The 13,420-nt window shown below is 45.6% G+C and carries 16 protein-coding genes; 9 read left to right on the top strand and 7 right to left on the bottom strand.

Annotated features, from left to right (window positions below; all coding sequences use genetic code 11):
• Positions 1 to 26: 26 nt before the first annotated feature.
• From ACOGW3_RS01735 to ACOGW3_RS01750, 4 genes are read left to right on the top strand one after another with little or no spacing between them, the layout of a single operon-like run.
• Complete coding sequence (locus tag ACOGW3_RS01735) at positions 27 to 887, top strand: branched-chain amino acid ABC transporter permease (RefSeq protein ID WP_419901371.1); 861 nt, start codon at positions 27 to 29, stop codon at positions 885 to 887.
• Complete coding sequence (locus tag ACOGW3_RS01740) at positions 884 to 1,771, top strand: branched-chain amino acid ABC transporter permease (RefSeq protein ID WP_419901372.1); 888 nt, start codon at positions 884 to 886, stop codon at positions 1,769 to 1,771. Before ACOGW3_RS01735 ends, ACOGW3_RS01740 begins: the two co-directional genes overlap by 4 nt.
• Positions 1,768 to 2,532: an ABC transporter ATP-binding protein gene (locus ACOGW3_RS01745; protein WP_419901373.1), complete on the top strand. Its 765-nt coding sequence runs from the start codon at positions 1,768 to 1,770 to the stop codon at positions 2,530 to 2,532. Before ACOGW3_RS01740 ends, ACOGW3_RS01745 begins: the two co-directional genes overlap by 4 nt.
• Positions 2,519 to 3,238: an ABC transporter ATP-binding protein gene (locus tag ACOGW3_RS01750; protein ID WP_419901374.1), complete on the top strand. Its 720-nt coding sequence runs from the start codon at positions 2,519 to 2,521 to the stop codon at positions 3,236 to 3,238. Before ACOGW3_RS01745 ends, ACOGW3_RS01750 begins: the two co-directional genes overlap by 14 nt.
• A gap of 14 nt (positions 3,239 to 3,252) precedes the next feature.
• On the opposite strand, the gene ACOGW3_RS01755 is transcribed toward ACOGW3_RS01750, so the two are convergent.
• The 4 genes from ACOGW3_RS01755 to sfsA form a co-directional block, all read right to left on the bottom strand.
• Entirely contained in the window at positions 3,253 to 3,792 is a 540-nt protein-coding gene (locus ACOGW3_RS01755) for a cysteine hydrolase family protein (RefSeq protein ID WP_419901375.1), read from the bottom strand.
• A gap of 45 nt (positions 3,793 to 3,837) precedes the next feature.
• The gene (gene radC / locus ACOGW3_RS01760; protein ID WP_419901376.1) at positions 3,838 to 4,521 is read right to left on the bottom strand and encodes a RadC family protein; all 684 of its coding nucleotides are present in this window, start codon (positions 4,519 to 4,521) and stop codon (positions 3,838 to 3,840) included.
• Between the two features lie 34 nt (positions 4,522 to 4,555).
• Positions 4,556 to 5,365, bottom strand: a complete 810-nt coding sequence (gene map / locus ACOGW3_RS01765; RefSeq protein ID WP_419901377.1) for a type I methionyl aminopeptidase — start codon at positions 5,363 to 5,365, stop codon at positions 4,556 to 4,558.
• A gap of 78 nt (positions 5,366 to 5,443) precedes the next feature.
• On the bottom strand, positions 5,444 to 6,145 hold the full coding sequence (sfsA, locus tag ACOGW3_RS01770; RefSeq protein WP_419901378.1) for a DNA/RNA nuclease SfsA: 702 nt from the start codon (positions 6,143 to 6,145) through the stop codon (positions 5,444 to 5,446).
• A 240-nt stretch (positions 6,146 to 6,385) separates the two neighbouring features.
• On the opposite strand from sfsA, the gene ACOGW3_RS01775 reads away from it, so the two are divergent.
• Together ACOGW3_RS01775 and ACOGW3_RS01780 are read left to right on the top strand one after the other, a co-directional pair.
• A complete protein-coding gene (locus ACOGW3_RS01775; protein ID WP_419901379.1) occupies positions 6,386 to 6,955 on the top strand; it encodes a hypothetical protein in 570 nt (189 codons plus the stop codon).
• A gap of 224 nt (positions 6,956 to 7,179) precedes the next feature.
• Positions 7,180 to 8,391 (top strand): MFS transporter, encoded by a 1,212-nt coding sequence (locus ACOGW3_RS01780; protein WP_419901380.1) that lies wholly within the window; start codon positions 7,180 to 7,182, stop codon positions 8,389 to 8,391.
• 91 nt (positions 8,392 to 8,482) lie between these two features.
• Here the strand turns inward: ACOGW3_RS01780 and ACOGW3_RS01785 are convergent, their stop codons facing one another.
• Both ACOGW3_RS01785 and ACOGW3_RS01790 read right to left on the bottom strand, forming a co-directional pair.
• The gene (locus ACOGW3_RS01785; RefSeq protein WP_419901381.1) at positions 8,483 to 9,913 is read right to left on the bottom strand and encodes a PepSY-associated TM helix domain-containing protein; all 1,431 of its coding nucleotides are present in this window, start codon (positions 9,911 to 9,913) and stop codon (positions 8,483 to 8,485) included.
• Positions 9,914 to 10,052: 139 nt separating this feature from the next.
• Positions 10,053 to 10,421: a hypothetical protein gene (locus ACOGW3_RS01790; protein WP_419901382.1), complete on the bottom strand. Its 369-nt coding sequence runs from the start codon at positions 10,419 to 10,421 to the stop codon at positions 10,053 to 10,055.
• A 189-nt stretch (positions 10,422 to 10,610) separates the two neighbouring features.
• Between ACOGW3_RS01790 and ACOGW3_RS01795 the strand changes: the two genes are divergently transcribed.
• Positions 10,611 to 11,060, top strand: coding sequence for a YtoQ family protein (locus ACOGW3_RS01795; protein ID WP_419901383.1), 450 nt, complete (start codon positions 10,611 to 10,613; stop codon positions 11,058 to 11,060).
• A gap of 61 nt (positions 11,061 to 11,121) precedes the next feature.
• Positions 11,122 to 11,847, top strand: a complete 726-nt coding sequence (locus ACOGW3_RS01800) for a competence/damage-inducible protein A (protein WP_419901384.1) — start codon at positions 11,122 to 11,124, stop codon at positions 11,845 to 11,847.
• On the opposite strand, the gene ACOGW3_RS01805 is transcribed toward ACOGW3_RS01800, so the two are convergent.
• On the bottom strand, positions 11,830 to 11,973 hold the full coding sequence (locus ACOGW3_RS01805) for a hypothetical protein (RefSeq protein ID WP_419901385.1): 144 nt from the start codon (positions 11,971 to 11,973) through the stop codon (positions 11,830 to 11,832). The genes ACOGW3_RS01800 and ACOGW3_RS01805 overlap by 18 nt on opposite strands.
• Here ACOGW3_RS01805 and ACOGW3_RS01810 point away from each other — a divergent pair.
• Positions 11,960 to 13,192, top strand: coding sequence for an ISL3 family transposase (locus tag ACOGW3_RS01810; RefSeq protein ID WP_419901077.1), 1,233 nt, complete (start codon positions 11,960 to 11,962; stop codon positions 13,190 to 13,192). The two genes, ACOGW3_RS01805 and ACOGW3_RS01810, sit on opposite strands and share 14 nt — an antisense overlap.
• Positions 13,193 to 13,420 lie beyond the last annotated feature (228 nt).

Raw genomic sequence — 13,420 nt, forward strand, 5'->3', positions numbered from 1 at the left:
ATGCCACCAGTATATGGAAACTATTGATGTTATATATCGAACTACTGGCACAAGGCTTGGTGCAAGGTAGCATCTACGCTTTGGTTGCTGTGGGGTTAACCCTTGTTTACGGGTTGCTTCGAATATTACACGTTGCTCATGCAGGGCTCTTTACCCTCGGGGGGTATATCGGAGTTCTGGTGACCAATGCGACGGGTAGTTTGCTTTTGGCATTGATTGTTTCCATGCTGGTGGTTGGTTTGTTGGGAATGGCTATTTATCGTATTTGTTATCAGCCCATACTTGATAAACCACCCTATGTGGCTTTGATTGCATCCATTGGATTGTTCATCGCCATGGAGGAGATCTATCGCATAGCTTTTGGGCCCTATGGGATTTCATATCAAAACCCGCCGTTACAGGATGTGGTACAGCTCTTTGGTATTACGTTACGTTTTGGTGAAATAGCAGTTGGCGTTGGTACTTTGGTTCTGATCGGTGCTTTGGCTCTGTTTGCCAGTAAAACCCGATTTGGGACGGTTTGGCGCGCAACTGTCACTGATCCAGATATGGCTGAATCCTTTGGCGTAGATATTATTAAAGTACGCTACCTCAATTTCTTTATTGGTTCGGCTCTGGCTGCGGTTGCGGGTGTCATGGTGGCGCTTCTCAACAACTTGGTTGAGCCGACAATGGGCAGTGTACCGAGTTATAAAGCCTTAGCGATTATTGTTCTTGGAGGATTAGGCGATGTGCGGGGGACATTGATCGCCGCATTGGCATTGGGAGTCATTGAAGCCTATGGCACTATTTATCTTGGAAACTATCTGGATCGCGATGCCATTGCTTTTGCCTTCCTCATTCTTGTGTTGATGGTTCGGCCTCAAGGCCTGTTTGGGAGGGCATGATCATGCTGGGTTTAAGCGGTTATGAAATCAGTTTGATTACGTCCATGGGGATTGCGGTTATCTTTGCCCTTAGTCTCAATCTTATAACAGGATTTTGTGGGCAAATTTCTTTGGGACACGCAGCCTTTTACGGAATAGGGGCCTATAGTTCTGCAATGCTAACCAAGGCAGGATTACCTCTTGGTGTTGGTATCCTTGGTGCCGTCATCTTTGCCGGTCTGATCGGGATTGTTGTTGGTTTTGCTTCCCTTCGAGTGCGTCATGACTTCCTTGCAATTACCACGATGGGTGTTGGTTTCCTTTTTATAGGGATCATGCGTCAGTGGGATTTTGTCGGTGGTGAAATGGGAGTATCTGGAATTCCAGGTTCTGGTCTTGGTAAGTCCGGGTTTATGTTCTTGGTATTAGTCTTCGTTGCTCTTACTGCACTCTTTAGTGTGCATCTCAAGCGTTCATGGATGGGCTATTCCTTTGATGCGATTGCAGATGATGAAGATACTGCCCGTGTCATCGGGCTTGATGTCTCTCGCTACAAATTGGCCGCTTTTGCCATGGGCACAGCATTGGCAGGGCTAGCAGGTGCACTCTATGCGCATAATGTTCGATTTATTGACCCGGAAAGCTTTGGATTTGTTGAATCAATCACTGTTTTAGCGATGGTCGTGATTGGGGGCATTGGTTCAGTGTTTGGTGTCATTTTCGCCGCGGCGGTACTGAGTGTATTGCCTTTATGGATTCAGTTTATTGATGAATATAAGCTGTTGCTCTATGGGGGCTTGCTCTTTGCAATGATGCGCTTTAGCCCCGGGGGGCTTGCCGGACTTGCGAAACAGATTTCACCAAGAAAAACGTCGGTGCAATCATCTGGGGGGACGAAGGTATGAGCAAGCTTCTGGAAGTCTCCAATGTAAAAGTTCAATTTGGTGGTGTCATTGCTGTAAACGATGTGTCTTTCTCGTTGGATGAGGGGGAGTTACTCGGATTTATTGGTCCCAATGGTGCTGGCAAAACAACCATGATGCGGGCGATCACGGGTGTGGTTACGCCGACAACTGGCTCCATTGTGCTGGCTGGTGAAGAGTTGGTCGGTCTCCCAATACACCGTCGGGTACGCATGGGACTTGGTTTTTCTCAGCAACTTGTGAAGCCCTTTCGCAATATGACTGTATTGGAAAATGTCGCTTTGGCAGTAGGTTCTCACCACACGGGCTCACCTCTTTCTGCTTTGTTTAAAGTGGGACGTGACGCAGAAAAATTACAAGCAAGAGAACTGCTCTCTCAGGTGGGGATTGCGGATGCAGCTGATGCTGATCCTTCCAATTTGCCGTTGGGATATTTAAAGCGGTTGGAGGTTGCGAGAGCTTTAGCGCTGGATCCGACGCTCCTCTTGCTGGATGAACCACTCGCGGGTCTTAACCACGCCGAGGCTCACAAGTTGGCCGATATGATTGTGGAGCTCAATAAGGCGGGTCGTAGTATTATTCTTATCGAACACAATCTTGGTGAAGTCATGCGCATTTGTTCGCGTCTTGTCGTGCAGGATAACGGTAACAAAATTGCGGAGGGTGATCCGGAAAACGTTATGAGTGCTCCGGTTGTTCGAGCGGCTTATCTTGGGGAGAGTGCTGATCATGCTGCAGCTTAAAAATGTGGATTGTGGATATGGCGTTTTTCAGGCGGTTCACGACTTGTCGTTTACCCTGGAGCAGGGCAAAGTTTTTGCGTTACTCGGTCCAAATGGCGCGGGTAAGTCCAGCACCATTATGTCCATAGCCGGTCATGTGAAGCTCTTTACTGGAAGTATTCATTTTGACGGTGAGGACATAACCGGTTTGCCCGCACGCGAACGAGTGAAAAAAGGGATCGCTGTCGCCCCCGAGGGACGCCGCCTTTTTCCTGACTTAACGATAGAAGAAAACCTTACCGTAGGAGGTTATTGCCAACCCAAACAGCGAGAAGCTCAAAACAAGGATATGGTATTCGCTCTTTTCCCGCGTTTGACTGAACGTTTAAAGCAACCTGCAGGCACCTTGTCAGGTGGTGAGCAACAGATGTTGGCAATTGGGCGGGCGATGATGACCGAGCCTCGCTTGTTGATGATTGATGAGGTTTCCCTTGGGCTGATGCCGAAAATGGTCGATGTTTGTTACGATGCAATCCATCATTTGAAGAGCCAAGGGGTAACGATATTATTGGTCGAGCAAAATACCAAACGGGCATTGGAAGTTGCTGACCAGGTTTGTGTGCTGGAATCCGGCAATGTAGTCTGGCAAGGGACGGCGTCAGATGCCCAAAAAGACCCCGATTTAATCGAGGCCTTCCTTGGAATGTCTAAAGAGTCTGCGGCTTAATCGATAAGCCTAAGCTAGACTTTAAACCGGATATCCTCGGTTGGAATAGCGGATATTTTTGAGCCGAAACTGGTGATGTTAGGGAGTGTCGCGTTTTCATGCGCCCTTATATTGTTAGCTGTGGTATGCGCCTTGTCATGTGTTGTGTGCGCATCGGAAACCAGTTGAACATTATAGCCCAGAGCTGCGGCTCTGCGGACTGTGGTGTCGACACAAAATTCTGAAGCATAACCACATATGATAAGATTTTTTACTTCACGTGATTTCAGAAGTTCATCCAGATTTGTCTTGAGAAATGAATCTGGAGTGGTTTTTCTTACAATGTGATCACTGCGTTCCGTCGTTAATTCTGGGGGTAATTGCCAGTTATCACTGCCGTGTTCGAGTATAGAGTTGGGGCATTCGTGCTGGACCATTATAACGGGAGCTTTATTTTCTCTGGCAAGCTCTGTGACTTTATTGATTCTCTCTATAACCAAATCGATTTCAAAAGGCGTGGGGCTGGGAGTGACAAGCCCGGTTTGAATATCAATAACTAAAACAGCATATGTCATACCTAAATTGCTTCTTTTTATTAAAACGTTACAGATTTGGAATAATCACAAGTGACCAAGGTTCCGAAAACTCCTATGGCCCGTTTTACTGATAATTAAATGGTCGTGGAGCTCGATGCCCAGTTTGCCACAGACCCCCTGTATTTCGAGGGTCATCGCGATGTCAGCTTGAGATGGTGTCGGGTCGCCGCTGGGGTGGTTGTGGACCATGATAATCGCAGAGGCATTAAGTTCAAGCGCACGTTTGACCACTTCACGAGGATAAACTGGAGCGTGATCGGCCGTTCCTGTTTGTTGAACTTCATCTGCAATTAGGCGGTTTTTTCGATCCAGAAACAACAAGCGAAATTGCTCGATTTTCTCCTGAGCCATTGCAATTTTACAATAGTCTAAAAGCTTATCCCATGAATTGATTATTGGGTGCTCAAGAATTGCTTCTTTGCTCATACGACGGGCGGCTTCTGGAATGAGTTTTATGAGGGCTGTTGTTGAATCTCCAACTCCAGATACCTGCTGTAGCTCTTGAACGGATGCACCGAAAACGGCAGCCAGAGAGCCAAATTCGTCGATAAGCTTCTTGGCGAGTGGTTTCGTATCACCACGTGCCTTGGCACCAAAAAGAAGAAACTCCAATACTTCATAGTCTGCGAGACTTCCAGCGCCTCTTTCTAGGAGGCGCTGGCGTAGTCTTTCGCGATGACCATGGTAGTGGGGTTTTTCTGTGCTCAAGCCAGATCCGGTTTATTGTCAGTCCAAAATTAGTTTATTCGTAAGGGGCCTTATGCCAACCCTTTGGAGAGAGGGTGAAGATTTCACAGCCATCAGCCGTAACACCGAGGGTGTGCTCATATTGCATGGAGAGAGATTTATCTTTGGTGACAGCTGTCCAACCATCGTTGAGGATTTTAACGGGGTATTTCCCACCATTGATCATTGGCTCAATCGTGAAAATCATCCCTTCGAGCAAGCGGGCACCTTTGCTTGGCTCACCGTAGTGCAGAACACTTGGGGGAGTATGGAAAGTTCTGCCAATACCGTGTCCACAAAAGTCTTCAACCACGGAATAACGGTTTGCTTCGGCGTAAGTTTGGATCGCGTGACCAATATCACCGAGAGTAGCACCTGGTTTAACGACTTCTATACCGCGAAGAAGGCATTCATAGGTCACATCACTCAAGCGCTTTGTTTTGACGTTTGGTTTGCCCGCAAAAAACATGCGGCTTGTATCACCGTGCCATTCATCAAGAATGACAGTGACGTCAATGTTAAGGCTGTCGCCGTCGCGAAGAATTTTATCTTCACCAGGAATGCCGTGGCAAACTACGTGATTAACCGAGGTGCAAATGGATTTTGGAAAGCCTTTGTAGTTCAACGGTGCTGGGACAGCATTGTGAGAAACGATGAATTCGTGGCAGAGATCGTTCAGTTTACCTGTAGAAACACCTGGTTTTACAAAGGGAGTGATATAGTCGAGTGTTTCAGCTGCCAATTTTCCAGCCTTACGCATCCCCGCAAAGTCTTCTTCGGTATAGGTTACAAACTGTCGTTCTTCACGTGTCAGATTGTCGATCACGTTATCTCTTCCATTTCTGTTAATGAACTGCTGCAAAAAATAAATGCGCAGTTTGTCGTAAGATACAATAATTTATGCCTATATAGCCAGCGTAAGCGGCTTATCCAAGTGAATTCCCTCTGGTGTGACTTCACAAGTATAAGCAACGACCTCTACGCCACGTTTTATAGCCTCAGTTAAAGCCTTTGCATATACGGGATCAATGTCTTGTGCCGGGGCAAAAGTGCTGCAGTCATTTCTTTGCGCTAAATAAAACATAACTGCGCGGTGCCCCTGTTCAACCATATCACTTAATTCTTGTAAGTGTTTTGTTCCCCGGCTGGATACCGCGTCGGGAAATTCAGCGACACCGGGTTCCCGGCTCAGGGTTACGGATTTGACTTCCACGTAACAGTCTGGGCGGCCGGGCTCTTGTAAAAAGACATCAATGCGGGAGTTTTTACCGTACTTTACTTCACGTTTGGCTGTACTATAACCCGTTATCTCGGGGACATTCCCTGTCGAAATTTCTTCGAATACAAGTTTATTGGGAACAGAAGTATTTACGCCAACAGGTGTTGATCCCGCCGCCCCGATTTCCCATGTATATTTTAGCTTACGTTTGGGATTGTCAGATTCTGAAAGCCATACTTCTGATCCAGGCTCGACAAGACCCAACATAGAGCCTGTGTTCGTTGTATGAGATGTTACAATGGTACCATCCATTAGCTCTACGTCAGCCAGAAAGCGTTTATATCGTTTAACAAGTTTACCGGGGATTAGGGGGGTAGGAAAAATCATAAGGGTCCTCTTTTACTCAGACCTTAGTGTTTTCTTTCTTTTCATGGCAAGGAGAAATTAACAAAGAAATTACAACTATCGTGTAGTGTAAATTTGTTGGGGTGATAAAATATTGTTGTACCATTTATAACACTTGCCAAAGGCATTGAAGGAAGTACAACTGATTAAATAAGTTCGAATAACCCTTTTTCTTAGGGCCAAGTCTGTGAAAACACAGGTGTATCTATTTGGAGAGTTTCTATGACATGCCGTACCTATGTAGCTATTTCCATTACTGCTCTATTCCTAAGTGGGTGTGCTTTTGGTGGAAAAAGTGAGCAGACGGCACCTGTAGAACATTCTGCCCCTACTTCTGCCCCATTGAGCTCCTCGACTTTGGCGACACCTCCAATTAATAATTCAAATGAAGTCATAAACAATAATGTTTCTGGAACCGTAAAGTCTTCTAGTGAAGGCTTATCTATAAGTGATCAGCCTGCAGTGAACGACTATCCCTACGGTACGGCGGCACCTGCGCAAAACAGGACTATTATCGAAGGTACAGACGGAAATCTTTATTCTACCGGCAGTCAGAAAACAGATCAGGATTATCAGAGCGACGTTGCTTCGTGCCATTATTATGCACAGGGATTAGTTGCTCACGATGCCCGTGTTGAAGAAGATCGTGGCGGGAGTTTTGGTGATAGCCTGGGTGGGGGAACTTCAAGCTTCTTAGTTCTTCGCCAAAATATTGACGCAAGTGAAGTAAAGAAAAATCAAGCTAAACACTTCAATCGTTGCATGAGCAGTAAAGGCTATTATCAGCGTTAAGGTTTTACCTTTATTTATTCCGTACCTATTGTCTTCCCTAACGACTCGCTTATGGTGAGAGAGCTCTCTTTATCTCAAAGTGAGCTCTCTAACTCGCTCAATAATGAACGAGTGTGAGAAACAGCTAGAGACTAACTTGTCTTCTTCAAAGCCTAAATGCCATCGGTTTTAAAATGTTTAGCTTTCTCTTCCAAAACTTTAGGTTTCTTTCTTTCGGATTTTTGTTGGCTCTGGCTTCTAGTTTTGGGCAGACATTCTATATTTCGTTATTCAATGCAGAAATACGCGCCGAACTTGGGTTGTCACATGGTGATTTTGGCTCTCTTTACTCTGCGTCCACTCTGGTAAGCGGTTTTGCGGTTATCTGGTTTGGCAAGCAAATAGATCATCTGGATCTTAGGCTTTATTCCTGTCTCGTGGCCTTGGGGCTGGCATCTGCGGCTTTTGCTTTGGCCATGATTCCCGTCAGTTGGCCCTACCTTATCTTGCCGATCTTCTTTTTTATCCGTCTATGTGGGCAGGGCTTGATGATGCATACATCCATCACAGCCATGGCACGGTATTTCCATCATAACCGCGGACGGGCAATAGCCATAGCCTCTCTTGGTTTATCGCTGGGCGAAGCTTGTCTGCCTTTGTTAACGATTGTTCTCATTGCATTTATGGGGTGGCGGGATGCCTGGTTATTGAACGCTGCTTTATTGGGGCTCGTCCTGATCCCGGCTATATTGTTTTTGTTGCGTGGGCATAGTGAACGCGATGCAAGAATGAATGAACAGGTAAAGATCCAGGAAGCTGCAGACTCTAATGAAGAAGGGCCGCGACACTGGACCAGAGCAGAGGTCGTTAAAGATCCCGCGTTTTTTCTACTTTTGCCAGGACTTGCGACTCTATCCTTTGTCGTGACCGGAATTTTCTTTCATCAAATTCATATCGTGACGACCAAAGGCTGGACTATGGATTGGTTCGCAGGAACCTTTACTGCCTACGCAGCCATGATCACCATAAGTGCTATTGTCGCAGGATCTTTGGTTGATCGATACGGTGCAATAAGGCTGTTAACAGTTCATATACCCATATTTGCGTTAGGTTTGATGTTCTTGATACTTTCGGATCATTCTTATGCCGCACTTGTTTTTATGATGTTCATTGGCATATCCGTTGGCTTTGGCTCAACTGCCATGAGTGCTTTTTGGGCTGAAGCCTATGGAACCAAGCATATTGGTGCAATTCGTGCTTTAGCGATGTCGATATCAGTCCTTGCAAGCGCGGTATCTCCAGCTCTTTTTGGCTGGTTGTTCGACATGGGTGTCGCTTCGGAAAAGGTTGTCATGGGGTGTGTCATGTGGTGTTTGTTTGCAACGATCTGTTTGTGGATTTCTCAACGTCAAATAATTGCGCGCCAAAAAAACACCCGCTTTCTTTCTGTTGCGTGAATAACGCAGATCAAAATTGGTAGTCAGTGTTTCTATGCAAAAGAAAAGGGAGGCAAGATGCCCCCCTTTGTAACGCGCCTTTCGGAAAAGCTTATTGGAAAGCTTTTTTCATGAAAGGAATATGAGATAGGACCAACAAGTCGAGTGCCATCACAGTAAGTAAAGTGATCCCAACCAGTGGGAAGGCAAGAGAGAGAAGTAACATGATAAATACGGCACCCTTCCAAAGCGGGAGGTCCGTTGGCGGCGGTGGGGCTACCAATCTTCCTGCTCCTTTCGGACGACGCATCCACCACATAATGATGCCGCTCACACAAAGGAAGATCATAGCAAGGCAGAACAAGGCATTTAGAACGGTATTCCACCAACCCATATCACCCTGGTGAAGCGCAATACCTACAGCCATTGATTTTGCCATCAATGAATAATCTTCAAAGCCAACTTCACCAATGACTTTACCGGTATACTGGTCGACATGGACTGTTTGATCTCCGGTCGGTGTAACTGTATCTCCGTCCATAGAATCAGCAGAGATGGTATAGACGCTGGTTGAACCTTTGGGCAGATTGATACGGAATTGTTGATCAAACCCGATTGCCCGTGCCAGAACGACCATTGAATTTAAGTTGACGGCATAACCTTCAGGCACACCAATTTTACCAACGTCGGATCCTGAGAGAGGAAGCTTCGTAAGCTCCAGTCCCCAGGGAACTTCTTTTACTGCACCATCGTTCATGATGCCATGGGTCTCATCTGAAAGTGGGACGTTGTCCCATTTTTCTGCAGGAAAAGAGCTCCAGGGTTGAACAAATTTTCCGCCCCAGACACCTGCCCAGGCAAGGCCAGAGATGAGGAAGAAGAAGAGAACGACAGATATATAAAATCCGATTGAGACATGGAGTTCTTTCAGAAAACTACGCCCTTTTGCGGATAGGTTAGGCATAAGCACACGTCTTAGGCCTTTCCCATCGCGCGGCCACCACAAGTAAAGCCCTGTTACTATCAATATTAGTGTTAAGCCTGCTGCGATTTCCAATAGGCGATCGCCAAGATCGCCGATTAAAAGTGAACCGTGGATGTCATTGGCAAAATAAAACCAAGTTGTGTCTTTTTCCACAGTGCCAATGATTTCAGCCGTGTAGGGGGCGACAGAAACAATCATATTCCCGGCCTCTGTTTTGACTGTAAAAAGACTGGCTCTGTCATCTGCGGGTGCGGGCATGTACTGCTTGATAAAGCCGTCAGGATAGGCAGCTTTTACAGTTTCTAATTGTTGTGTCGGGGCAGTCATCTCAGCTTGGGGAGTGACATATAACTTCTCACCAAATCGAGTTTCTATGGAATTGAAATAAACCATGATCAGCCCGGTAATGGCGAGAGTGAGCATGAAGGGCACGACAAAAAGGCCAGCATAGAAATGCCAACGCCAAGCGGCATTGTAGAATTTTTTAGCAAAAGAAGTTGGGTTGTTCTGATCGGCACCCACATTCGTGGGGGCGTTGTTCGCTGTCATGTCTGACATGGCAAACTCCTGAGTATTTATCTCTTAGGAGATATCTATTGTTATTTTTGTTGATTGAAACATTGAATTTCAAAAGGAATTCAGACGTGTACAGCTCTTACGCTGGCACGGATTTCAAACAGCTATGTAAACGAAGTTTTCAGGAGTAGGTTGGTGGAGCGCGGGAGCCGTAGGCAAGGTGGATCAGTAAGCTGGTCAGATGGCTATCTGAAACGGATCCCGTTGTTGAAATCGGTAAATCTTGCTGGATGAAATCATATTGTATGCCAGCGATTGTTTGGTCCGAGTGGATCGAAAAAACACAATCGTTAAGTTCAGTGTTTTCTTGACGATCAGAGTTTGGAACTGAAATCTCTTTGATACCATCTGCTGTGCAAATGATTAGGCTAAGGGAGCCTTCGGACACATCTGTCATCATGCCTTGAGGTATCAAGGACACGGCAAAAAACTGTAGTAAAAGCAGAAGCTTTACCACTGTTTTTAGAGGTGTCGTCCGATTTCTCAGCATAGATAAGTTTCCAGAATTTTCTGTTTATAGTCGAGAATAGTCGAAATATACAAATGAAATTATTTCTGAACTTCTCTGAGAGGAAACACTCCTGATTATGTGGAGTTGTTTCTCCGAAGCTTACGCGATAGCCTTCCATCAGATGATCATATCGATCAGAGTAATTGTATTCATTTAGAGGTAATAAAAATGACTTGGAAAGTATATCTTTCTGGTGAAATTCATACTGACTGGCGTGATGAAATAGCCGAGAAAAGCAAATCTCTGGAATTGCCAATCGAATTTTTTGCTCCCGTGACTAACCATGCTGCGTCAGATGATTGTGGTGTGGCCATACTTGGAGAGGAACCAAATAAATTTTGGCATGATAATAAAGGCGCAAAAGTAAACGCTATCCGTACTCGGAACCTGATTGAAAAATCGGATGTTGTTGTTGTGTGCTTCGGTGAAAAATACAAACAATGGAATGCGGCATTCGATGCTGGATATGCGGCAGCATTGGGCAAGAGTATTATCGTAATGCACGGCCCAGATCATCAGCATGCATTGAAAGAAGTCGACGCTGCGGCATTAGCCGTTACATCCTCCCCTGAACAAGTTGTGAATATTCTTAAATATGTAATCAGGGGCGAACTTTAGGAGGTTAGTTCCTAAAAGCTGTGAAAATTTTTGAAGTTCAAGTTTAGTCGTGGGGTGTATTATGGAGCGTGTGTACCGGGCCTGTTTGGTCATCATTGGCAATGAAATTCTTTCAGGAAGTACCCAGGATGCGAACTTGGCGTTTCTTGGTGAGCAGCTGAATGAAATCGGTATTTGCCTGGATGAGGCCCGGGTTGTGCCCGACATTCCTGAACGGATTATCCAGACGGTAAATGAAGTAAGGGCTAACTTTGATTATGTCTTTACCACTGGAGGGATCGGCCCAACCCATGATGACATAACGTCTCAATGTGTCGCCGATGCCTTTGGTGTTCCTCTCCTCCTTCACCCTGATGCCTATAAGGCAATGGTCGACTTTTATGGCGAGGAAAAGCTGAACGAAGCCCGACTTCGTATGGCGCACGTTCCTGAGGGAGCCATTCTCGTCGAAAACGATATCTCAATTGCTCCGGGGTACCAGATTGAGAATGTTTTTGTAATGGCCGGTGTGCCCAAAATTATGCAATCAATGTTTTCCAAACTCGCGCCGACCTTAGTGGGTGGGAAGCCCGTGTTATCCAAAACGGTTTCGTCAGAAGCTAAAGAAGGCGATATTGCTGATGGCCTTGGTAATATTCAACGCGAATTTTCTGATGTTGATATCGGAAGCTATCCTTTTATGGGGCGAGGGGGCACAGGGGTGCGGATCGTTATGAGATCGACTAATGAAATGAATTTAGAACAGTGCAGCCTTAAGGTCTTACAGCTTTTAGAAGAATTTTCTTGAATTGAGTATCAAACTTAGGCTCTTCTCCGCTTTGTTGAGTAGAAAAAGATGCCGACCGCCAAGTAACCTGTTGATATGTATGGTTTCTGATAACTTTACATAGAGCAGGTATATGACAATCAACATCTCGCAGCATATTTTAGGCCTCAAAGGGCAACGTGTAAATGAAATTAAACTGGATGACGGCGGTGTTAAGATTGTCATTCACTGCAGCCGAGACGCGCGTAGGAGGGCTATAGACCCTGCTACAGGCCAGAAGGGAAGCATCAACCAGCATGTCCGCCGACAAGTAAACGACATCCCCCTTTTTGGGTATCCTTGTGTGGTCGAGATTGAGCTGGCGCAGGTTTATATTAACAAGGGCGAACGCCGCATTGAGGGGTGTGATTTTGTTGATAAAGGGTGCCGTTTCACTCACCGATTTTGCCGACTGATCAGTGGATTATGTCGGCATATGTCTATTCAAGCGGTTTCCAGACATTTGGATATACGATGGGAAACGGTCAAGAATATCGACAGGGCATACCTTATTGAAACTCTCCCTACGCTTGATCCTGCAGAGCTAACTGGCTTGGAATATATTGGTGTAGATGAAGTTGCCCGGGCGAAAGGTCATGACTACATGACGGTGGTCTACGATATGGTTGGCGGTCATCTGATCTGGGTTGAAGCAGGCCGAACTGCCGAGGTTTTTTCAAGGTTTTTGAAACAACTGCAACCAGATACAGCCTGCAAAATAAAGGCCGTAGCGATGGATATGGGGCCTGCCTACCAAAAGGCTGTCAGAGAGTCCTTGCCGTTGGCCGACATAGTATTTGACCGTTTCCACGTCATGAAAAACTACAGCAAAGCTATCCATAATCAGCGTCGACTTGAGTTCAGAAAGGCCGATCCAAGTGGTAAAGAGTTGATGAAAGGGACACATTATCTGTTGCTCAAAAATGCGGATAAGTTGAGTGAAAAACAAAGTGACAAGCTGCAAAGGTTGCTGGAGAGCAATAGCAACCTGAATGCACTTTACGTCTTGAAAGAACAGCTTCAGCTGCTGTGGAGTGCCGCTTCATTTGAGGCGATGGCGGAGCAACTGGAACGTTGGTGCCTGATAGCAGATCAGTCACAGATGCTCTATCTAAAAAAGTTCGCGAAATCCCTACGGAAACATTGTGTGGGCATCTGCAACTACGCCAAACACAAGCTCACAAGCGCCAGGATAGAGGCTGGTAATGTCAGTATAGGAATGATCCGTAAGCGAGCCAGAGGCATCAAGGATACCGAATACTTCAAACTCAAAATTAGACAATCATCCATTCCAGATAATCAATCTATGCTCTATTTGAAATCCTAAATCTACTCAACAAAGCGGAGAAGTGCCCAAACTTACTCGTTAGGGAAAATTGATGCATCACTGTATTGTTAAATTTTGATTTTTGGTCAGAAGGCGATCCATAGCAATGGCGTGAATTAACTATAATATAAGTTTAGTTTTATTACCGACGCTATTCAGTATTAAGTCGAAAAAAGCCGTTTCGTTATTGAGAAAGTTACTATTTTATAAGCGTTTGGGTTTATTTAC

It is taken from the genome of Kiloniella sp. (assembly GCF_965205715.1).
Lineage (GTDB): Bacteria > Pseudomonadota > Alphaproteobacteria > Kiloniellales > Kiloniellaceae > Kiloniella.

What these genes read in the sequence shown, in the direction of transcription:
- ACOGW3_RS01785 (WP_419901381.1), bottom strand. Translation starts at nt 9,913, where the DNA reads ATGTCAGACATGACAGCGAACAACGCCCCCACGAATGTGGGTGCCGAT.
- ACOGW3_RS01755 (WP_419901375.1), bottom strand. Translation starts at nt 3,792, where the DNA reads ATGACATATGCTGTTTTAGTTATTGATATTCAAACCGGGCTTGTCACT.
- ACOGW3_RS01800 (WP_419901384.1), top strand. Translation starts at nt 11,122, where the DNA reads ATGGAGCGTGTGTACCGGGCCTGTTTGGTCATCATTGGCAATGAAATT.
- ACOGW3_RS01810 (WP_419901077.1), top strand. Translation starts at nt 11,960, where the DNA reads ATGACAATCAACATCTCGCAGCATATTTTAGGCCTCAAAGGGCAACGT.
- ACOGW3_RS01790 (WP_419901382.1), bottom strand. Translation starts at nt 10,421, where the DNA reads ATGCTGAGAAATCGGACGACACCTCTAAAAACAGTGGTAAAGCTTCTG.
- ACOGW3_RS01805 (WP_419901385.1), bottom strand. Translation starts at nt 11,973, where the DNA reads ATGTTGATTGTCATATACCTGCTCTATGTAAAGTTATCAGAAACCATA.
- ACOGW3_RS01775 (WP_419901379.1), top strand. Translation starts at nt 6,386, where the DNA reads ATGACATGCCGTACCTATGTAGCTATTTCCATTACTGCTCTATTCCTA.
- ACOGW3_RS01735 (WP_419901371.1), top strand. Translation starts at nt 27, where the DNA reads ATGTTATATATCGAACTACTGGCACAAGGCTTGGTGCAAGGTAGCATC.
- ACOGW3_RS01795 (WP_419901383.1), top strand. Translation starts at nt 10,611, where the DNA reads ATGACTTGGAAAGTATATCTTTCTGGTGAAATTCATACTGACTGGCGT.
- ACOGW3_RS01745 (WP_419901373.1), top strand. Translation starts at nt 1,768, where the DNA reads ATGAGCAAGCTTCTGGAAGTCTCCAATGTAAAAGTTCAATTTGGTGGT.
- ACOGW3_RS01740 (WP_419901372.1), top strand. Translation starts at nt 884, where the DNA reads ATGATCATGCTGGGTTTAAGCGGTTATGAAATCAGTTTGATTACGTCC.
- ACOGW3_RS01750 (WP_419901374.1), top strand. Translation starts at nt 2,519, where the DNA reads ATGCTGCAGCTTAAAAATGTGGATTGTGGATATGGCGTTTTTCAGGCG.
- sfsA (WP_419901378.1), bottom strand. Translation starts at nt 6,145, where the DNA reads ATGATTTTTCCTACCCCCCTAATCCCCGGTAAACTTGTTAAACGATAT.